The organism is Chloroflexota bacterium (assembly GCA_020161265.1).
Taxonomy (GTDB): domain Bacteria; phylum Chloroflexota; class Chloroflexia; order Chloroflexales; family Herpetosiphonaceae; genus Herpetosiphon.
On the sequence record JAIUOC010000001.1, the window covers coordinates 576266 to 595665 of the forward strand.

Genomic DNA, 19400 nt, shown 5'->3' on the forward strand with positions numbered 1-19400 from the left:
GATTAAATTGCTCCTTGTTCGCGGGCTTGAGCTGGAGCTTGATTAGCCTGTTGCGCCCAGCGTAGGAGATCAAGCACATGAGCCAGTTGTTCAATCGTCGGAGCCTCAAATACGCTGCGAATCGGCAAATCAAGCTGCCAATGCTGACGAATTTGGCTGACCAGGCGGGTTGCCAACAATGAATGACCACCAAGTTCAAAGAAATTTTGGTTGATGCCAATCTGCTCGCGTTGCAAGATTGCCGCCCAAAGCTCGGCTAATTTGGCTTGATCAGCGTTTTGGGGAGCAATAATCAGCTGCTCAGCGGCTTGTAGCTCGGGAATTGGCAGGCGCTGACGGTCTAATTTGCCATTGGCATTGAGCGGCAATTGGCTCAACCAACAATAGCCGCTTGGTTGCAGATAATGCGGCAACCGCGCTTGAACAAAATCACGCAGCGTTTGATCGGATACTGGTTCAGCTTTCGCCACCAGATAGGCAATCAAACGTGCTTGCTCAGCTGCGCCAACCACAGCAACCGCGACCGAATGCAGCGCCGGATGCTGCAATAAACAGGCTTCAATCTCGCCTAGCTCAATTCGGAAGCCACGAATTTTGACTTGCTGATCGCTACGCCCAAGGAAGCTCAACACACCTGCTTGGTTGTAACGCGCTAAATCGCCAGTGCGATACATTCGCGCCCCTGGCTCGCCCCAAGGATCGGGCAAAAACAGGCTAGCGGTGCGTTGGGGATCGGCCAAATAACCCCGACCAACCGCAATTCCAGCGATATATAACCCGCCCGCCACACCAATCGGCACTGGCCGCAAGCTGGCATCAAGCACATACGCTCGCACATTGGCTACTGGTCGGCCAATTGGAATGGCGTTTTGAGGTAGCTCAGCCGCACTCATAATCGGCCAAAGCGTCACATCGTCGGCGCATTCAGCCGGACCATAGGCATTCAGCAAGGGAATATAAGGATAGTGGGCAAACCATTGTTGGGCCAGCTCACGCGGCAAATGTTCGCCTGTTGGTAGCACCCAACGCAAATCAGCCAAACTAGGGGTTTGCTCAAGGCTAGCGATCGTTTCGAGCAGGGCTTGAATCAGGCTTGGCACTGGCTCGAAGATAGAGACGTTGGCCGCTGCCAATTCAGCCAACAAGGCTCGCGGGTCGCGCATCGTTTGATCATCGATGATCTGCATACGAGCGCCAACCACCAGCGCCGTCAGCAACTGCCAGACCGAAATATCAAACGATTGGGCGGCACTTTGGGCAATACAATCGGTTTGGGTTAGCGCCAAACGCTCGATCATTACGTCAATATGATTCAGCATGCCTGCATGGTCGATCATCACGCCCTTGGGTGTGCCAGTCGAGCCAGAGGTAAACAGCACATAGGCTAAATCACGATCATGCAGTTGGGCAAAGTCGGATGCAGGTTGCTCATAGCCCAACGCCTGAGCCAAATCAAGCTGTTGTGGATGCGCTTCAGCTAAGGCATCAGTCAATAACCAATCGACATGCTGAGCAAGTTGCTGTTGGCGCTGCACTGGATGCTGAGGATCAATCGGCAAATACACCGCGCCCAATTGCAAGATCGCCAACAACGCTGCGACAAACTGCGGGTTGCGCTCAGCTCGTAGGCCGATAATTTGCTGGCGTTGTACTCCGTGATCGCGCAAATAGCCGGCAATTGTTTGGCTGGCCTGCGCCAAATCGAAGTAACTCCAGCGTTGCTCACGCCATGCAACGGCGATGCTGGTAGGCTGCGTCGTCACATGGTGGTAAAAACGTTCAAACAACGAACTCGTTTGGCGCGGTGCTGCGGTTGTATTCCAATCAGCCAAGGCTTGGATTTCGCTTGGATGTACAATCTTGAGTTGACCAAGCCTTGCCTTAGGCTGAACCATGATTGCAGCAAGACTCAATTGGAGATAATCGAGCATGCGCTGGCTGGTAAGCTGGTTGATATAGCCGTGTTCATACATCAACTTAAAGGCCAACCCATCACCAGGCACAGCAACCAGCGTCAAAGGATAGTTGGTTTGCTCGCGCGAAGGCACCAAACGTAACTCTAAATCGCTCAAACCAGTTAAATCACTACTGCTCACTGGATAGTTTTCAAAGACCAAGATACTTTCAAACAACGGGCTATTGCGTGGCAGTTCGCTGCATGCCTGAATTTCAATGAGCGAACTGGCCTCGTAACTGCGCACAGCGCTCTCTTGAGCCTGCAAGGCTTGCAACCAATCCACCACTGGCTGCTGCAAATCAAGCTTGATTCTGGTGGGCAGCGTATTCACGAACATCCCGACAATCTGCTCAACTCCCGCCAAATCGGTTGGGCGGCCAGCCGTCGTTGTACCAAACACGATATCAGTTTGATGACTGTAGCGTGCCAAAACCAAGGCCCACGCTGCTTGTAAGAGGCTATTCACGGTTAGGCCATGATCGCGGGCAAACTGTTGAAGCTGCCGAGTTATCGCAGGATCAAGCTGGAGCCAACTCGTGCCATAGTGCCGTTCATGATGCTTAGCGCCAACCCGTTCAAGCGCCAAGCTCGTTGGCGCAGTAAAACCGCGCAATAATTCGCGCCAAAATGTCGGAGCTTGTTGATCATTATGTTGAGCCAGCCACTGAATGTAGCGTTGATAAGGAATTTCTGGGGCAAGCTCCAGTGGTTGCTGGTTGATTTCAGCCTGATAATAGCGAAACAATGTATCAAGAATCAGTGGCAAGCTCCAACCGTCGATGATCAAATGATGATTCGTCCAGATACAGCAATAGCGTTGCGGCGCACGCTCGAACAAGGCCACGCGCATCAACGGCGCTTGGGTTGGCTCAAAACCGCAGATACGATCAGCCTGCAAATAGGCTTCAAGCACCTGTTCTTGTTCAAAGCTATGCGTGGGTAACTGTTGATAATCGATCGTAATTGCAGCTTGGCGTAGCACCAATTGCAGCGGCTCAGCTAAATCTTGCCAAACAAACGCGGTTCGCAGCATTCTATAATGGCCAATTGTTCGATTCCACGCAGCACTAAATGCCGCATGATTGAGCTGGCCCGTGATTTCAAACTGCATTTGGGTAATGTAATCGCCAGCGTCCGGCGCATACAAGCGATGGAACAAAATGCCCTGTTGCAGCGATGAAAGAGGGTACAATTGCTCAAACGGCGGATATGTTTGCTCAATCTGGTCAAGTTGGGCTTGGGTAATGTGCGTCAAAGGAAAATCGGCGGGAGTAAAGCTTGGTTGGGTTTGTTGGCAACAATGCTCAATCAACTCAACTAAATCAGCACAATACGCCTCAGCCAAACGCTCGATCGTTGCTACCGCATGCACATGGCGACTATGCGACCATTCGATCTGTAATTGGCCCGCCAAAACTTGGCAGTTGATCGCTAGCAGTTGTTCACGATGCCGCTGCGGCAACACGGCGCTTCCGGTCGATTCGGGCGCAACGCTGAATAATTCGCTTGCTTGAAGCGTTTGATCAAGTTGACCAAAATAGTTAAAACTGATTGCTGGGGTCGGCATAGCTTGCAACGCCACATCAATCGAGCGCAACAAGCCATAGCCGATGCCACGCTGTGGAATTGCGCGAATCTGTTCTTTAATTTGTTTGATCAGGTTTTTGGGGCTTTGTTGTTGCGGCAGACTTAACTTTATTGGAAACAGCGTAGTAAACCACCCAACGGTTTGCGAAAGATCGAGCGGCAGATCCAGTTCCTCGCGACCATGGCCTTCGAGTTGCAGCACCAAATCGGCGTGGCCGCTCCAAGCGGTGATGGTTTGGATCAAGGCTGCTAGCAATAGTTCGTTGATCTGGGTTTGATAGGCCTGGGATGCTTGTTGAATTAAGGCTGTAGTGTGGACCTGGCTCAATTGCTTAGTGATTGTGGCAACACTCGCATAATCATTATGTCCAGTTTTGTCATCGACTGGCAAGGGAGCAGTGTTGGTTTGGGCGAGCCAATATGCACGTTGCTGCTGCAATTCGGTGCGTTGGGCATAGCGTTCTAAAGCAATAGCCCATTGGGCAAAATCGACAGCTGGTTTGGTTAATGGCTGGTTTTGCAAGGCATGGGCGAGATCTTGAATGATAATTCGCCACGAAACCCCATCGACCACCAAGTGATGCATGACCAACAGCAAGCGAGCGGGCTGAGCATCAGGCATGGTGATGTAGGCAATTCGCCACAGCGCAGCCTGCGCCAAATCAAAGGGCCGTTGCAGTCGTTCAGTTGTGGCCTCAAAAAGCGCAGCAAGCTCAGTTGGATCGAGGTTTTGAGCATTAATTTGCTCAAATTCAACCAGTGGTGCATCAGCAGCAGCCACAAATTGTTGCCAACCATCAGCAGTACGGCGATAGCGCAAACGCAAACTAGTATGCACCTGTACAACTTGCGCGACCGCCGCTGCTACCAGCGTTGGATCAATAGCCTGAGTAAGTTGCAAAAAGAGCGCTTGATTAAACTGGCTGGGATCAGTTGGATTAGCGAGGAGCCAGCGCTGAATTGGGGTCAGTGGTATGCTCTGTCCAGCAGCCAATTCGCTTTGAGCAACTTCAATTGTTGCGGTTTGCGCCAAACTTGCTAGTTGGGTAATCGTTGGCTGCTCAAACAATTGGCGTGTAGTCAATCGTATGCCCGCTCGATTAGCACGAGCAATCACCTGAATGCTCAAAATTGAATCGCCGCCCAATTGAAAAAAATTATCGTGAATGCCCACACTTGATACTTGCAAGGTTTGCTGCCAAATTGCCGCGAGCTGCTGCTCAAGCGGGTTACGTGGGGCCGTTTGGGCTTGCTGTTCATGCTGGGCGGTAAAATCGACGACCGGCAAGGCCGCACGGTCAATTTTGCCATTCGGCAAGCGCGGAAGCTGCCCAAGCGTCACAAACGCCGCTGGCAGCATATAATCCGGCAGATACGCTTGCAAATACTGGCGCAACGTTTCGCTGAGCGCATCAGGCGTTATTGGCTCTAACACAGTTAGCATCGCTTTCTGAAATCTATCTATGCGGGAAGCCTAGAGGGGCAGCTTCCACAAAAACACACCTCGTCCAAGCGATTATTCTAGTGCGGCCTTGCCCAAAAATCGGTATCGAATCACGCAGCATTCATGTCAAATTCAACACCAAAATCAAGGCTTGAATGCAGCAATAAGCTCGTGGTATAGTGGCCTACTCACATCATTTGGCGCTGTAGGAGTTCAATAGAGGAGCAATATGGATGAATAATAATCCCGCACTCAAGCAGCTCTTAGGCTTGCCCGAAGCCATCGCCGCCAACCCTCGTGACGAATACTACCTCGATTAGATCGATGGTCGCGCAAAAAGATGGAGTGTATGCCAAGTATGACCTTAGATATTGACCAAGGTCATAAATTAACAACTGCACGGCATAGCGGTCACAGGCGGTTTGGGTAAAGGGCAGTTGAAAAATCGATTGTGCTCTGCATAGCATAATTCTAGTTGCATAGGAATACAGAGCACAACCATTACTTGTCTTTAATTCCCGCTATTCATAACGATTCTTCATTGCGCGTTCAATTTGGCGTTTAGCATCGCGATCGGCGATCGAATCACGTTTATCGTAGAGCTTTTTACCTTGGGCTAGCCCTAGCTCAACTTTGGCTAAGCGGCCACGCAGATAAATTCTTAAGGGCACTAAAGTTAAGCCCTTGGTCGCCAATTTTTGGTGTAGCTTCAAAATTTCGCGGCGGTGCAATAACAGCTTACGTGGACGCATTGGCTCATGGTTAAACAATTCACCAGTTTCAGCATAGGGGGCAATATGGGCATCGTAGAGCCAAATTTCGCCATTTTGCACCCGCGCATACGAGCCACGCAATTGCACATGGCCGCGCCGAATCGACTTAATTTCGGTGCCGCGCAAAACGATGCCCGCCTCATAGGTTTCTTGAATAAAATAATCATGGCGAGCTTTGCGATTATCGCCCATGACCTCGATTGAATCTTTACTCTCTTTAGCCACGCTTCGTTCCTCCAAAAATACCAAATCGGGTAGGACAGCCTGCCCTACCCTAGAGCGATCTGTGGGTGTGGGTTATTTCTTTTTTTCGCTGGGCAAAAAGCGGGTCAAGTTGGTGCCGCATTCGGGGCATTTGCCCTTGGCTGCTCGCCGCCCATTTTCCATCTGAATTACTTCAGCATTGTCCACGGTGCGTTTTTGTTTGCATTTGACACAGTACGCTTCAACCGTCATCGGTTGTACCTCCTAGCAACTAAGGAACGAATTGAGCGTTACTATATCACGAACAATGCCAGTACACTAGCCAAAAGGCATCCCTACTACGGGTGATTTAAGGCTTGTTTAGGCACTAAAAAGCCTTGGGCTACCTTGCGGGCAGCTTCAGCGAAGCTACTACCACCACTAGCATACAATACCGAGCGCGAAACGTTGATAATCGCCTGTTCGCCTGCGGCTGCCAGCACTGCTTCAATATCACCACCTTGGCTGCCAACTCCAGGCACCAATAGCGGCAATTCCGGGTAGCGCTGATGAATCGTGGCAATTTCAGCGGGATAGGTTGCGCCAACCACTAGCCCACAATTGTGGTTACTATTCCAGCGTTTGGCCACCAGTTCGGCAATTTTCAAAAAGAGCGGCTCGCCGTCAGCTAACATCAAATTTTGTACATCATCGCCACCTGGGTTAGATGTGCGGCATAAAATGAAGCAGGTTTTATCGGCTCGCTCCAAAAATGGCTGGAGCGAATCGTAGCCCATATACGGGCTAAGCGTAATCGCATCAACGCCTAGCTCATCAAAGGCTGCGCTCGCATAAGCTTGGGCAGTCGAGCCAATATCACCACGCTTAGCATCAAGCAAGATTGGAATATGGCTAGGAATGCTGGCGATGGTTTGTTTTAAGGCTTGCCAGCCAGCACTGCCCAAGGCTTCGTAAAAGGCAATATTTGGTTTATAAGCACAAACCAGATCGCTGGTTGCCTCAATAATGGCTTGGTTGAACTGGACAATTCCAGTGGCATCACGGGGTAAATGTTCCGGCAAACGCGCCAAATCGGGGTCAAGCCCAATACACAAGGTTGAACGATTGCTGGTCGCTGCCGCACGGAATTTTTGCATAAACATGGGTTTGCTCCCACTAAATTGCTGCCCGTGCCTTATGATACTCGGATTTTGCCAAAACTTCGCAACGCTTGGGATTAAATTGAGGCTGAAGTTGCATCGTACACCATGCATCAAGCATGCGCCGATACAATGTCTATATGAGGATCAACAGTTTGAGGCTGGCCAGCACCAGCCTCAGATTAGCGTTGTTCAGGTAAGGTAGTTTGTTCGCTTTGGAGCGCTTCCAGCGCTGCCCGTGCTGCCGCCTGTGAAGCCATAGTTTTTGAAGTTCCGACCCCAACTCCCAACAGCGCATCACCCGCCCAAACCTCAATCGTCCACGTCCGTTCATGGTCGGGGCCAGTCACATTAACTTCGCGGTAACTAGGCGTTAGGTTAATTCGGCCTTGGACATATTGTTGCAAATCGGTCTTGTAATCTTGGTTTTGCACACCGCTGGCCTTGACCGACTTCAGCAACGGCAAGACAAAATTACGGGCAGCTTCCCAACCACCATCAAGCGCGATTGCCGCCAACAAGGCCTCAAAGGCATCGGCCAGCAAATTATCGCGTTCACGAGCTTTGGCACGTTCCTCGCCGCGGCTAATTTGCACATAACTGCCCAAATTGAAACGGCGTGCCAAACCTGCCAAGGTTCGGGTTTGCACCAACATCGCGCGAGTTTTAGTTAAATCGCCTTCGCCAAGCTCAGGAAACTCGTGAAATAAAAAAGAGCCACAAATAAAATTTAAAAGTGCATCGCCCAAAAATTCTAGGCGTTCGTTCGATTCCGAGCCAGCTTCCGGGTGTTCGTGTACATACGAGCGATGCAGCATTGCCGCTCGCAAAAAATTCAAGTCGTTGAATGTGTAACCAAGTTCAGCTTGTAGTTTGTTTAAATCCATAGCAGCAATGTTAAGCTAAGCAAGCTAGGTAGATCCCAAGAATCTACCTAGCTTGCGCGGTTTTTTAGGCTTCAAAAGCCTTGAACAACAGACTAACGTTATGGCCACCAAAGCCAAATGAATTGCTCATAAAGCTGGAGAATTGGGCTGGCCGTGGTGTATTCGGCACACAATCGATCTCACACTCAGGGTCGGGAGTATGATAGTTGATCGTGGCGGGGAGCAGGCCTTCGCGCATTGCACAAATGCCGATCACGGCTTCAATTGCACCGCCAGCCCCGAGGGTATGGCCAATTTGCGATTTGTTCGAGCTAATTGGCAGTTTGGCAGTATAATCGCCAAACACTTTTTTAACCGCCAAGGTTTCAGTGCGATCATTGACCGGAGTTGAAGTGCCATGGGCATTCAAATAGCCCAATTGGTGTGGCTCTAAGCCTGCTTGGCGCAACGCCATCCGCATAGCTTTGACCGCGCCTGAGCCATCTTCGGCAGGCATGGTAATGTGATAGGCATCGGTGCTGACTCCATAGCCAACCAATTCGGCCAAAATGGTTGCGCCACGGCCGACCGCATGCTCATAGTCTTCAAGCACCAAAACCCCTGAACCTTCGCCCATGACAAAGCCATCGCGATCTTTATCGAAGGGACGCGAGGCGGTGGCTGGATCATCGTTGCGGGTTGAGAGTGCTCGGGCACTCGCAAAAGCACCGATTCCAATTTCGGTAATTGATGCTTCTGTACCACCGGCTAAAATAACTTTGGCCTCGCCCCGTCGAATCACATGCCAAGCTTCGCCGATAGCATTGCCCGAAGTTGCACAGGCCGAAACTGGACAAAAATTCGGGCCGCGTGCGCCAATTTCAATTGCCACAACCCCACCTGCCATATCCACAATCATCATTGGAATCAAAAATGGTGTGATTCGATCGGGACCCTTGGCATCCATCACCCGCAGATAGGTTGTAAAATTATCGAGACCACCAACGCCACAGCCAATGATGACCCCTACATCATCAGCATTTTCGTCGGTAATCGTGAAATCGGCGCTGCGTAAGGCTTCCTTGGCTGCTGCTACCGCAAAATGCACAAAGCGCGAGTTGCGCCGTGCCTCTTTTTTATCCATATAGTTGGCAGCATCAAAGCCATGGACTTCTGCGGCAATCTGAGCACTAAACTTCGTTGGATCGAATTGGGTAATTCGCCCAACCGCCGAACGTGCTTGGACAATGCCCTCCCACAAAGATGGCACGTCGAGGCCCAATGGGCTAATCGCGCCCAATCCTGTGACGACGACACGTCGATTCATAGCAAAACCTCCTAGTGCATAGCAAAGTGCCGCACCATTATAGCAGCAACTACCTAAACATACCGAGAGGCCAACCAGCAAATTTGGTTGACCTCTCGCGTCAGTTTCAAAACCCCATGTTCAAGCTAGAGTTGTTTGAGCAAATTGGCCATTTCGATCGCGGCAACTGCACACTCTGAGCCTTTGTTGCCAGCCTTCGTGCCAGCTCGTTCAATCGCTTGCTCAATCGTGTCGGTGGTCAGCACGCCCAACAATACTGGAATTCCAGTGTCGTGCATCACTTTGGTCACGCCACTGGAAACAGCATTGACCACAACTTCGTAATGCGAGGTTGCGCCACGAATAACTGCGCCAAGCGTGATAATTGCATCGTGTTGGCCACGCTCAGCAATTTTCTTCACCACGAGCGGAATCTCATACGAGCCAGGACACCATGCGACGCTAATATCATCGTCGCTAACCCCATGGCGTTTGAGTGTATTGACCGCGCCTTCGAGCAAATTTCCGCCGATAAAATCATTCCAGCGGGCAATCACAATCGCCACTCGTAGGCCTGTGCCGATCAAATTTCCTTCAATCACATTCATGCCCATTCCTCAAAAACCAAATTAGCCGTTGATCTCCAGCAGGGTTTCGCCATCAAGCACCTCGACGTTTGGTCGCGATTTAGCCGATTTGCGTGCGCCATCTTGCACCTTCAATGAGGTGACGATTACGCCTTTGTGCCACTCGGGGTTATCGCGCAAGTCTTGATACAACTCTTGAACTTGGCCAGGTTTGAGCGATTCGCTGATGGTACAGCGGACCAGCCAAAGCTCAGCGGTTTCGTTGCGTTCAAGATAAAGATCAATCACATCTTTATTGAATTTATAGTTTTTGAGTTTGAAGTTATTGTTGCGAAACAATTGGGCGACCCATGAGCCAAATTTTGGCAACGGCAACGATTCAAGGTCTTCGATGCTAACGACGCGGCCTGGACGTTCGAGTTGGCCACCACGAGCACTCATTTCATCGCGCATGGCTTGGGTACGTTCTTGGCCCCGTCGCGCCATCACCGTGCCATAGGCAGGGAAGGGCAGCAAGGTCATACCAACCATCATGGCCAAGGTCAAAAAGTTGCCTTGAGCGGTCGGTACAGGCTGGTTAGGGTCATTCAAGGCTGGTTTGGCGCTAACGCTAAAAATTAAAATTGAGCCAAGCAGCAAGGCTGTGGCGCTAGCAATCAGCGAAAAAATCACCCCATGAACCAACGCGCGGCCCTGAATCTTACGACCCAGATAAATCCCACCGCCAATTGGAATCACCCCAGCCAAATAGATCATGTAGGAGAATGGGGCAAAAATTACCAAACACCAGACCAAGCCAGTTAGCAAGCCAGCGATCCACAACTGCCGCCAGAGCAACGGAACTGCCGGAGCTTGAGGCTTCACGTCTTTCAGATCAGTTTTGGTTTCTTGAGATACGGGAGTTGCCATTGCAGCTACTTATTCCTTTTCCATAAGTTCTTCGACAGCTTCACGCAGCTTGCCAAGATCGCTAAATGAACGATAAACCGAGGCAAAGCGGATGTAGGCTACCTCATCGAGTGAGCGTAGGCGTTCCATCACCTGTTCGCCAATCACCGAGCTAGGAACTTCCAAGGCATCGTAGGCGATCAGGGCAGCCTCGACTTCAGTGACCAACGTTTCAATTACATCGGCTGAGATAGGCCGTTTATAGGCCGCAACCCGTAAACCGCGCAATAATTTCTCGCGGTCATATGGCTCACGGTCGCCATTTTTCTTAACGACCATGACATTAACAGATTCAACCCGTTCATAGGTTGTGAAGCGGCGATCACAGTGTTTGCAGCGACGGCGACGACGGATGGTTTCACCATTATCAAGTTCGCGAGTATCGATCACTGCACTTTCGCCAGTGCAATACGGGCAGCGCATAGTTCCTCTTCGGCCTAGCTTAGTAGATTCATTATACCATGGCCCCATGACGCGCAGTATTGGCGCTTAGTTAATCGGCTCGACCAAATGCTGCCGATTGGCTGGGGCTGGGTAGGGTTCTGGCCAATATTCAACCTGCTTGATAATCAACCCATCACAAATTGTAAAAAAGCTAATCACCCGCGCCTCGACGTGGCCATCAGTAACCGAAACATCGCTACATGCCTCAGTCTCGCTGGCAATCAAACGATTGATCGTAAATTGCCAAGCGCCAGTAGCAGGATATTCTTGATTCATTTGGGCAAAGGCCGTTCTACCGCGAATCCGTTCATTTGATTGTGGCCAATCTAAAATATATTCATCGTGTAATACGCTGCCAACCGCCACAAAATCATTGGTTTGCATCAATTGCCAAAATTGGGTCACCAGTGCATGGGCATTGCTCATCTTTATAATCTCCACAATTAAAGGGCTGCCAAGGTACGCTGAGCAACTTCATTCCAACGGCACTCGCGGAGCACAAACTCGCGGCCAGCAGCACCCATGGCGGCGCTCAGCTCAGGCCGATCCAGCAAATAGCTCAAACTACTGGCCCACTCGCGATAGCCTTGGCATGGAATCCCACCGCCGCTGCGCAATACAAAATCAGTCGTCACCGGACAATCGGCATTGACCAAGGCTGGGCGGCCTTGCAACCAGCTTTCCATCAACACAATCGAAAAGCTTTCAATCGTCGAAAGTTGGCAAAAAACGCTGGCCGCTGCGTAGGCATCATACTTGGTTTGCGGCTCGACGAAGCCCAAATCGAGTACCCACGGCGCTAAAATACTTGGGGCATTCAATTCGCCAGCGCCGATTCGCACAAAGCGCAACGGGCGACCAGTTTCAGCCTTCCATTCACGAAAATAGGCTAGCAACTGTGGCACATGCTTACCCCAATCGGCTCGCCCAACATAGAGCAGAATTGGCTCAGCACCTAGCCCATAGTGTTGGCGAAACCGCGCCGCATCACCAACCCGATTCAGATCGATACCCTCACCCGCGACACTCGTTTTAGCCGGATCAAGCTCATACAACCGCAAGGCTAAATCGCGCTCAGGCCGACTATTGAAAATCGTGCCTTGCGCACGCCGCAACATTTCACGATAGGTCGAATAGTAGGCATATGGCTCATCATGCAAGCAAGGAATATGATAAGCCCGACCTTGCGCCAAAAAACTACCCCAATACGACAAGCCCATCGGGTAGGGCATAAAAATGCAGCGCCGCTCAGGATGTGCTAACAAATGTTCATATAAACCATCGCTATTTGGCAAGCTACCCAATAAATTAATTTCATGGGCTGGATGGTCGGGCAAGCGCCGCCCAGAACGAGCTGCTAAACGCCGCACCACTGGCGGAATACCCATCGCTGGCGCGGCCATCGGCCAACGCCGAATTGGCAGACCATTCCAATCGCTCAAGCCAGCGGGATAGTGCTCAGCCGTCCGTTCAGTAAATGAATCACGGCCTGTCGTCGTCCAAACTTCAATATCCGCGCCTTGAGCATGGATGGCCTGGGCCAGATCGCGGGCTTGATCTTCGGCTCCACCACGAGTATCGGGGCCAAACCATGGCGTTACCAGCGCTACAGGACGTTGCGATCTCATGCTTGGCGCTCACGTTCAAGTTCAACCACCCGCGCTCGGAGCAACGCAATCTCAGCCCGTTGCTCATCGATTGTGGTAACTAAGCCATGCAAGGTACGCACAATTGCATCGTTGGCGGCATTTTGTTGCTCAGCAATCGGGTTGATATACCAACGCAGATAGCGCCGCACAACTTTATTCAATGTCGCAATGACTTTTTGGGGCAAGGTTTCGCCATGCAACGGCCAATGCACGCTGACCACGCGCGTAGCCTCGACCTCGGCTAATAAGCGCTTGAGATCAACATCGCTTAGTTGGGGTTCATTGGATTGGTCGATTAAACCATTTGCGCGACGTTGGCGAATTCCATCACGGATTTCGGCCAAAATCGCGCCAACATCGATTGGGGCTGGGTGCTCTGCCATTGGTCTGCCTCATGCGCTAATCATTTCTGCGGGCAGTATAGCAGCAAATTTAACCGAAGCTGGCATTACAAGGTTTCACCGCGTTCGAGCAAAGCTACAAATTCTTGAATGCGCTTCGTGCGGGTTTCGGGCTTTTTAGCAGTTTGGATGCGAAACAAAAACGAATAGCGCTGTGATGATTTGAGTGTAGCAAAAAAACTAGCGGCAGTTGGGCTAGCATCGAGTGCGGCCTGAAAATCCTCAGGAATCGTGGCATTCTTCTGTGAATCGTAGGCAGCATCCCAACGGCCATCAGCTTTAGCGCGTGCAACTTCGGCCTCGCCAGCGGGTTGCATCAAGCCAGCAGCGGTTAAGCGTTCAATATGGCCGCGATTAACGTTTGACCAGATGCTTTTTTTGCCGCGCGGCGTAAACTTTTGCAACCAAGCTTGCGCATCAAAACTCTTTTTTTGGCCGTCAATCCAGCCATAGCACAATGCCACATCGAGCGCCTCGGCATAATTAATTGAAGCAATGCCCGTAGCTTTTTTGGCCATTTTAAGCCAGATGCCCTTGCTGGTGGCATGTTCAGAGTCGAGCCATTCACGCCATGCCGCTTGATCAACAAAACTAAGCGTTGGTAATTCAGCTTTTGGTTTTTCACTCATCACACACTCCGTTAAAAAAACTGACGTGTTCATGGAATCCCCAAAACCATGAACACGCCACCCAAGATACTATTAAATTTAGGGTGTAGCAATAAATCCATTCACAAACGACTCGCCCACTGCAACATCTTGTTTGAGAATATTTTGTTGGCGCAAGAAATCGTGAGTCGCTTGCCAAGTGGCCTGATCAGTAAACCCAAGGCCGTATTTAGCGGTCGAATCGCTTTGCCAATAGCCAATTGTTTCAGCTAAAACTTTTTGCTGCAAGGCTTTTGTTACATCATCAGCCGCTTGCAGCTCGGGAATTTCACGCAAACTATTATTAAAGGCCTGCGTTGGATCAGCAATCGTCTCGCTCATGCCTTTTAATGTGGCTTTGACAAAGCCCATAACCACCGTGGGTTGCTCTTTAATTAAGCTTTCATTAACAATAAGGCCATCAGAGGTCAAGGCAAACGAATCTGACACCCGAATAATATTTAATTTAACCCCAGCCTCGGCCAACTGAATTGGCTCATTATTGCCATAGCCACTGGCAACCTGGACTTTATCTTCGCTCAGCGCTTGAACTTGGGCAAAGCCAATTTCTTGAATATTCAAATCGCTCTCTTGCAAGGAATTTGAATACATCAACGCCAACAAACCAATATACGAAGCCCCAAAGCGGCCTGGAATCCCAACACTTTTGCCTTTGAGATCGGCTGGAGTTTTGATATTCAGCTCAGCTTTGCTATAAAAAACAATCGGCGAGCGTTGGCTTATCGTTGCAACGGTCATAATCGGCAAGCCTTGCGCTCGTGCTAGCAGCACCGAATCGCCGCCAGCCATGCCAAATTGAACTGAGCCATTGGCCACCCGCTGGACTGAATCAGTTTCATATTGATAATCGAAGGTTACATCTAAGCCTTCAGCTTCGTAGTAGCCTTGGGTTTTGGCTAAATAAAACGGGGCAAATTGAATATTTGGCACATAGGGCATGGCAATCGTTACTTTGGTTAGCGGTTTTGCTTGATCATTGCCCGTAACGGCGGTTGGCGTGGCAGTTTGCCCACCACACGCCGCCAAAAAGAAAAGCCCAGCCACGGCTAAGATACGACGATAACGCATTGAAAACTCCATCCAAAAAAATTATTCCCAGGTGACCAAACGTCGTTCTAGCCACATTGCTAGCTGATAAAACCCAAATGTCAGCAAACCGAGGGTCAACAAAGCCGCAAAAATCAGCGGCGTATCGAATAAACCACGAGCGATATTAATCAGCGCTCCCAGCCCTTCGCGGCCACCAATAAACTCAGCGACAACCGCGCCAGTCGTGGCCAAGGCCAGGCCTGTTTTGATCCCACCGAAAATCCCCGGCAAGGCCAAGGGCAATTCAATCTGCCACAAACTTTGCCAGCGATTGGCTCCGCTGATCGCCGCCATTTCACGAATATCGCGAGGCACGCTGCGCAAAGCCACAATCACGCTGCTGAGCATCGGAAAGAAGGTAACCAAGGCGGCAACCAACAATTTAGCCCGCAAATCAGCACCAACCCAAATCAAAATCAACGGCGCAACCGCGACGATTGGAATCGCTTGAACAATCGCCAGTTGCGGCGAGACAATCCGATCGAGCCAATGCCAATGGGCCAAGATATAGCCCAAAACCAAGCTTGCACCAAAGGCCAAGCCAAAACCGCCCAGTGCCTCGATTAAGGTGCGAGAGGTGTGTTGCAGCAACGCACCTTGGGTTAATTCCTGCCACCAGCGGCTAGCAACGGCTTCAGGCGTTGGCAAAACAAAGGCTGGGTATTGCTGCCAAGCAACTAACCCGCGCCATGCCAACAGCAAGCCCAGCAACGAAAGCCCAACCCACAACCGACTCGAACCCAACCAAGCACGGCGTTGCTTGCGGCGCACCGTGGTTTGAGGATATTCAGCAACATAGGCCATGTGGCCATAATCTTGAAGCATAAGTGTGTACCTAAAAACAAAAAACCCCAAAAGAATCAATCATCTCAGGGTCAATCAAAACGTAACTGCAAGCAACCCAAGCGCCGCTGCAACCAAACAGCACGCCTGAATTACGCAAATAACCCACACCATTGTAGGTACACATACGTTGATCGATCTTCTTCCATCCGGACTTTAACCGTCGGCTCTGGATTCGCACCAGCATCCTACCTTGCGGCTCGCGGGCTTATGTGGCTGAACCACCATCACCGCCGATAAGGAATTTCACCTAACCCTGAAGACCAAAGTATTTAGTTATCTCTACGATAGCACTGTGTTTTGTAGCTGTCAATACACTATCAGCCCGATTAGCCGAATGCGGGATCAGGGGGTTCGTGTCATTCGTACAATTCGTGGCTACAAATTCCACGTTCTTCGCCAACAAAAAAGCAACTGCCACAATTGACAGTTGCTGTGTATCTAGCTGAAATCAGGCAAGTTTAGAACTCGATTTTTTCTTCGATCTCGCTCAGCATAATTCGGGCAAGCGCCAAATTGGCGGTAGGTTTGTTCAACGCTAGGTACAAGAAAATACTGGGTTTCTTTTGCAAAATCCGAATCAGGTGATACTGAGAACCCAAGGTAATCAAAATATCTTCAATCTGATCCTTCAAACCAAGCCGACTCATAACTTTCATTTTAGCACGTACTACTTCAGTGTTGCCCGCCGCAGCCAACTCTAGGTTCAAGGCGCTATTTCCGCCAGCAGTGCCAAGGGTCATGCCACTGGTATAATCGACCAACGCAACGCCTAACGCACCATCGATGTTCATCGCCGCTTCGAGTGACTGTTTAATGTTATTCATACAACGTCCTTTTGTTCTACACTCCAGACACACACCGCTATCATAGAAGGATTAAACTAGCCCGTCAAGAGTTAGCAGCAAATTGGCTAACTATTAATTTAGCCCGCTATTCAGGTTGATCGCCTTAGGTAAAGCGCTCGATGACCTTCAAACTTCCTGATTGATCAATCCAGACTTCTAGCCATGGCTCAGCTTCAGCATAGGTACAGACGAGCAGGTGGTGCGTCAACAACTCAGCCCAATCGCCATCAGGCCAAACCATATGCCAACCGCCAATTGCAGCGATCGCATCTTCACGATAGAGCGGGTGGTGCGCTTGATATACAGCTTCATAGGCATCAACCAATGATCGATCTGGAATATCGTCGGCACAAATCCAGGCACGATCTTCGCGAAATGGCGCAATCCATGCCTGAATTGCCGCTGACCCAAAACGTAATACTGCATCTAATGGCGGTAAGCTGGTTGTTGTTTGCGCATACAGCGCAATCATGGTTGCATCGCCAGCGCAATCAGATGGCTGGGTTTTAATCGTGGCAGAGTAATACCCCTGCTCAGGATCAATCAGATCTATGTGCAAACAGCCTTGCCGATTGATCATTGGTAGGTAATAACAATCAAGCATTAATATCGGAGTTTGCTGCGGATCTAGACCGCCCCAATAGCCTACAATCGGCTGCTCAGGGTTGGTTGGTTCTGCGGTGAGCATTGCCCATGGACGAACCAACTCGTGGGCTTCGATAAGTAAGGTTGCTAAATCCACTCAAAAATCTCCTCGTTCACATAGTTCTATAGCCCATAGCGTAGCGCAAAAGCCTATTTATTTACAAGCTGGATATCGAGGCCAGTAAACGCGCTTAAAACATAGGATCGGCTGGCTTGAAATTAGCTAGATTTGGCATAGAATAAACTGAATCATCGTGCTAGAGAGAAGTTATGTCAAATCAATTAACCAAATCTGAGACTTATGCTGTATTACAAGTACTAGAACTCGGCGCAGATTATCGGCACTTGACCAAGCCCTTGCAATGGCATCAATTGATGTTGCACTGGAATTGGGATGGTAATTTAGAACCACTTTGGTGGATTATCCAACAACCACATTGCGACTTTGGCACAGCATTATTGATTTTTTGGCGAGCTTGCGCCGGTTATTACTATCAATATCCTAATCGTGAAGCCCTTGTGGCAGATAAGGTCAATCCAGCTATCTACGATTTAATTAAGCAGATTGAAATCAATTATCGTAATGGATTCTATCAACAACAGATATTTGGCTATGATCCCACCAATGAAGATGGCGATGATTTTACGCAAGATTATCTTGAAAAACGAAGGCAAGCCATTCCTGAGCCAATGTTACGGCCTAGCCCTGGGGCAATAATCGAGCGCCAATCGTTAATCCAGCCAGTAATTCGCCCACTATCCAACCACGAAGCCAGCAAGGTTGCCAAGCAGCTCAACCAAGCTTGGCAAGTTCTTACAACCAACAATCCCAAACTTACGCCTGAATCAACCAGCCCTATCATCGTTCAAGCCATTGCCGAATTAATTGAGCAAGTTCGCCAAACGCTAGCAATCACTCAACAGATTGCTGATCAACATCCAATGCAAGCGCTCGGTTGGCTTTGGGCTGAGCAGCTCTGCCGTCGCTATGGTTGGCAATGGGCTTGCCATTCCTCACGGGCAGCCCGAGTACTTGGCGTAATCTGCCCAAATACAACTCATATCCATTTTCCACCGCGATTAATTAACTATAGCTTAAACGTGCGTAGAGAAAAAAACCAAATCTACGCATTCTTTGAGCGTTTGGCAGATCTTCAAGCCACAACCGATTTACGTGATGCCTATAGTTCGGGCTGGATTCATCGGGCCGAGTAGGTTGGCTAGCTTGAATTGATTAACCGATGCTATCCTCAAACCTGAGTAGTTTAAAATTGGGAGTTGAGTCAATGAGAAGTTTTATATTGAAGCTGTTTGGAAAGAACAATAACCCTAGCAATCCTGTTCTGCCCAAACCAATTCCAATCCCGATGCCGCCAACTCCAGCAGTCCTCGGCAAATGGCCAGCAAATTCTAATGGTATCTTGCCAACTGATGCTCGCTTTCGTTGGGATGCAACGTGGCACTGGATTAATAGCTTGCCCAAACCTCGCCAACATATGCTCATGCATTTAGGTGTAGGCCTGATTTTCCCAAGCTTTATGTTGCGACATTTTGCCTATACCACTCGTTGGTATGAATCTCCGATGGATTGGCTGATTTATGGACGGGGGTTATATGCTTTTTTTCAGCAGCCTGATCGTTTGCGCAACTATCTGTATGGAGCCACTATCAGCCCAGCTGAGCGTACCCAACTTGTCGAGTTAAGTTCCAGCAAGCTGTTTATTGGCCAACAGGATGCTTGGGACTACATCGATTCGCTTGAATGCCCAATTACCCGTGCCTTATTAGCTGCAACTCTGAGCTATGCCCTGCCGTTCTTGCGAGACGACCCAGATTATCAAACCCGCTATCCAACCAACCCGCTTGATCTTTACTTATTCGTGGTCGCGGCTAGCGATTTGTTGTGGCGCATCGACAAAATTCAGCAGATTGTTGATGGTGAAGTCAATTCACTTGAAGATTTTGGTTTTTTCTAAAGCAAAAGCCCATCCAGATCACACAG

The 19400-nt window shown here is 49.9% G+C and carries 19 protein-coding genes and 1 riboswitch; of the genes, 2 read left to right on the top strand and 17 right to left on the bottom strand.

What is annotated here, in order from left to right:
• Positions 1-2 precede the first annotated feature (2 nt).
• The 17 genes from LCH85_01910 to LCH85_01990 all read right to left on the bottom strand — a co-directional run bounded on the left by LCH85_01910 (position 3) and on the right by LCH85_01990 (position 17495).
• Positions 3-4988, bottom strand: coding sequence for an amino acid adenylation domain-containing protein (locus tag LCH85_01910; protein MCA0350728.1), 4986 nt, complete (start codon positions 4986-4988; stop codon positions 3-5).
• Between the two features lie 521 nt (positions 4989-5509).
• Positions 5510-5986, bottom strand: a complete 477-nt coding sequence (smpB, locus tag LCH85_01915) for an SsrA-binding protein SmpB (protein MCA0350729.1) — start codon at positions 5984-5986, stop codon at positions 5510-5512.
• Positions 5987-6058: 72 nt separating this feature from the next.
• The gene (locus LCH85_01920; GenBank protein ID MCA0350730.1) at positions 6059-6217 is read right to left on the bottom strand and encodes a DUF5679 domain-containing protein; all 159 of its coding nucleotides are present in this window, start codon (positions 6215-6217) and stop codon (positions 6059-6061) included.
• Between the two features lie 86 nt (positions 6218-6303).
• On the bottom strand, positions 6304-7107 hold the full coding sequence (pyrF, locus tag LCH85_01925; GenBank protein ID MCA0350731.1) for an orotidine-5'-phosphate decarboxylase: 804 nt from the start codon (positions 7105-7107) through the stop codon (positions 6304-6306).
• A gap of 179 nt (positions 7108-7286) precedes the next feature.
• Complete coding sequence (rnc, locus tag LCH85_01930; GenBank protein MCA0350732.1) at positions 7287-7991, bottom strand: ribonuclease III; 705 nt, start codon at positions 7989-7991, stop codon at positions 7287-7289.
• A gap of 64 nt (positions 7992-8055) precedes the next feature.
• Positions 8056-9297, bottom strand: coding sequence for a beta-ketoacyl-ACP synthase II (gene fabF / locus LCH85_01935; protein MCA0350733.1), 1242 nt, complete (start codon positions 9295-9297; stop codon positions 8056-8058).
• Positions 9298-9422: 125 nt separating this feature from the next.
• Complete coding sequence (gene ribE / locus LCH85_01940) at positions 9423-9884, bottom strand: 6,7-dimethyl-8-ribityllumazine synthase (protein ID MCA0350734.1); 462 nt, start codon at positions 9882-9884, stop codon at positions 9423-9425.
• Positions 9885-9905: 21 nt separating this feature from the next.
• On the bottom strand, positions 9906-10772 hold the full coding sequence (locus LCH85_01945; GenBank protein MCA0350735.1) for a restriction endonuclease: 867 nt from the start codon (positions 10770-10772) through the stop codon (positions 9906-9908).
• A gap of 9 nt (positions 10773-10781) precedes the next feature.
• On the bottom strand, positions 10782-11234 hold the full coding sequence (gene nrdR, locus LCH85_01950; GenBank protein ID MCA0350736.1) for a transcriptional regulator NrdR: 453 nt from the start codon (positions 11232-11234) through the stop codon (positions 10782-10784).
• A gap of 66 nt (positions 11235-11300) precedes the next feature.
• Complete coding sequence (locus LCH85_01955) at positions 11301-11681, bottom strand: nuclear transport factor 2 family protein (GenBank protein MCA0350737.1); 381 nt, start codon at positions 11679-11681, stop codon at positions 11301-11303.
• Between the two features lie 17 nt (positions 11682-11698).
• Positions 11699-12883, bottom strand: coding sequence for a glycosyltransferase family 4 protein (locus LCH85_01960; protein MCA0350738.1), 1185 nt, complete (start codon positions 12881-12883; stop codon positions 11699-11701).
• The gene (locus LCH85_01965) at positions 12880-13287 is read right to left on the bottom strand and encodes a hypothetical protein (GenBank protein ID MCA0350739.1); all 408 of its coding nucleotides are present in this window, start codon (positions 13285-13287) and stop codon (positions 12880-12882) included. The genes LCH85_01960 and LCH85_01965 overlap by 4 nt, the downstream gene beginning before the upstream one ends.
• 65 nt (positions 13288-13352) lie before the next feature.
• Positions 13353-13934, bottom strand: coding sequence for a YdeI/OmpD-associated family protein (locus tag LCH85_01970; protein ID MCA0350740.1), 582 nt, complete (start codon positions 13932-13934; stop codon positions 13353-13355).
• Positions 13935-14012: 78 nt separating this feature from the next.
• Complete coding sequence (locus LCH85_01975) at positions 14013-15041, bottom strand: ABC transporter substrate-binding protein (protein ID MCA0350741.1); 1029 nt, start codon at positions 15039-15041, stop codon at positions 14013-14015.
• 21 nt (positions 15042-15062) lie between these two features.
• Positions 15063-15887 carry an ABC transporter permease gene (locus tag LCH85_01980; protein MCA0350742.1) on the bottom strand — a complete coding sequence of 275 codons (825 nt, stop codon included), beginning with the start codon at positions 15885-15887 and terminating at the stop codon, positions 15063-15065.
• A 151-nt stretch (positions 15888-16038) separates the two neighbouring features.
• Positions 16039-16173, bottom strand: a riboswitch (FMN riboswitch).
• Between the two features lie 193 nt (positions 16174-16366).
• Positions 16367-16732, bottom strand: a complete 366-nt coding sequence (locus LCH85_01985; GenBank protein ID MCA0350743.1) for a hypothetical protein — start codon at positions 16730-16732, stop codon at positions 16367-16369.
• Between the two features lie 124 nt (positions 16733-16856).
• Positions 16857-17495 (bottom strand): hypothetical protein, encoded by a 639-nt coding sequence (locus tag LCH85_01990; protein ID MCA0350744.1) that lies wholly within the window; start codon positions 17493-17495, stop codon positions 16857-16859.
• A 173-nt stretch (positions 17496-17668) separates the two neighbouring features.
• Between LCH85_01990 and LCH85_01995 the strand changes: the two genes are divergently transcribed.
• The gene (locus LCH85_01995; GenBank protein ID MCA0350745.1) at positions 17669-18613 is read left to right on the top strand and encodes a DUF4274 domain-containing protein; all 945 of its coding nucleotides are present in this window, start codon (positions 17669-17671) and stop codon (positions 18611-18613) included.
• 71 nt (positions 18614-18684) lie between these two features.
• On the top strand, positions 18685-19374 hold the full coding sequence (locus LCH85_02000; GenBank protein ID MCA0350746.1) for a hypothetical protein: 690 nt from the start codon (positions 18685-18687) through the stop codon (positions 19372-19374).
• The last annotated feature ends 26 nt before the right edge of the window (positions 19375-19400 follow it).

What these genes read in the sequence shown, in the direction of transcription:
- LCH85_01910 (MCA0350728.1), bottom strand. Translation starts at nt 4,988, where the DNA reads ATGCTAACTGTGTTAGAGCCAATAACGCCTGATGCGCTCAGCGAAACG.
- LCH85_01920 (MCA0350730.1), bottom strand. Translation starts at nt 6,217, where the DNA reads ATGACGGTTGAAGCGTACTGTGTCAAATGCAAACAAAAACGCACCGTG.
- pyrF (MCA0350731.1), bottom strand. Translation starts at nt 7,107, where the DNA reads ATGTTTATGCAAAAATTCCGTGCGGCAGCGACCAGCAATCGTTCAACC.
- rnc (MCA0350732.1), bottom strand. Translation starts at nt 7,991, where the DNA reads ATGGATTTAAACAAACTACAAGCTGAACTTGGTTACACATTCAACGAC.
- fabF (MCA0350733.1), bottom strand. Translation starts at nt 9,297, where the DNA reads ATGAATCGACGTGTCGTCGTCACAGGATTGGGCGCGATTAGCCCATTG.
- ribE (MCA0350734.1), bottom strand. Translation starts at nt 9,884, where the DNA reads ATGAATGTGATTGAAGGAAATTTGATCGGCACAGGCCTACGAGTGGCG.
- LCH85_01945 (MCA0350735.1), bottom strand. Translation starts at nt 10,772, where the DNA reads ATGGCAACTCCCGTATCTCAAGAAACCAAAACTGATCTGAAAGACGTG.
- nrdR (MCA0350736.1), bottom strand. Translation starts at nt 11,234, where the DNA reads ATGCGCTGCCCGTATTGCACTGGCGAAAGTGCAGTGATCGATACTCGC.
- LCH85_01955 (MCA0350737.1), bottom strand. Translation starts at nt 11,681, where the DNA reads ATGAGCAATGCCCATGCACTGGTGACCCAATTTTGGCAATTGATGCAA.
- LCH85_01960 (MCA0350738.1), bottom strand. Translation starts at nt 12,883, where the DNA reads ATGAGATCGCAACGTCCTGTAGCGCTGGTAACGCCATGGTTTGGCCCC.
- LCH85_01965 (MCA0350739.1), bottom strand. Translation starts at nt 13,287, where the DNA reads ATGGCAGAGCACCCAGCCCCAATCGATGTTGGCGCGATTTTGGCCGAA.
- LCH85_01970 (MCA0350740.1), bottom strand. Translation starts at nt 13,934, where the DNA reads ATGAGTGAAAAACCAAAAGCTGAATTACCAACGCTTAGTTTTGTTGAT.
- LCH85_01975 (MCA0350741.1), bottom strand. Translation starts at nt 15,041, where the DNA reads ATGCGTTATCGTCGTATCTTAGCCGTGGCTGGGCTTTTCTTTTTGGCG.
- LCH85_01980 (MCA0350742.1), bottom strand. Translation starts at nt 15,887, where the DNA reads ATGCTTCAAGATTATGGCCACATGGCCTATGTTGCTGAATATCCTCAA.
- LCH85_01985 (MCA0350743.1), bottom strand. Translation starts at nt 16,732, where the DNA reads ATGAATAACATTAAACAGTCACTCGAAGCGGCGATGAACATCGATGGT.
- LCH85_01995 (MCA0350745.1), top strand. Translation starts at nt 17,669, where the DNA reads ATGTCAAATCAATTAACCAAATCTGAGACTTATGCTGTATTACAAGTA.
- LCH85_02000 (MCA0350746.1), top strand. Translation starts at nt 18,685, where the DNA reads ATGAGAAGTTTTATATTGAAGCTGTTTGGAAAGAACAATAACCCTAGC.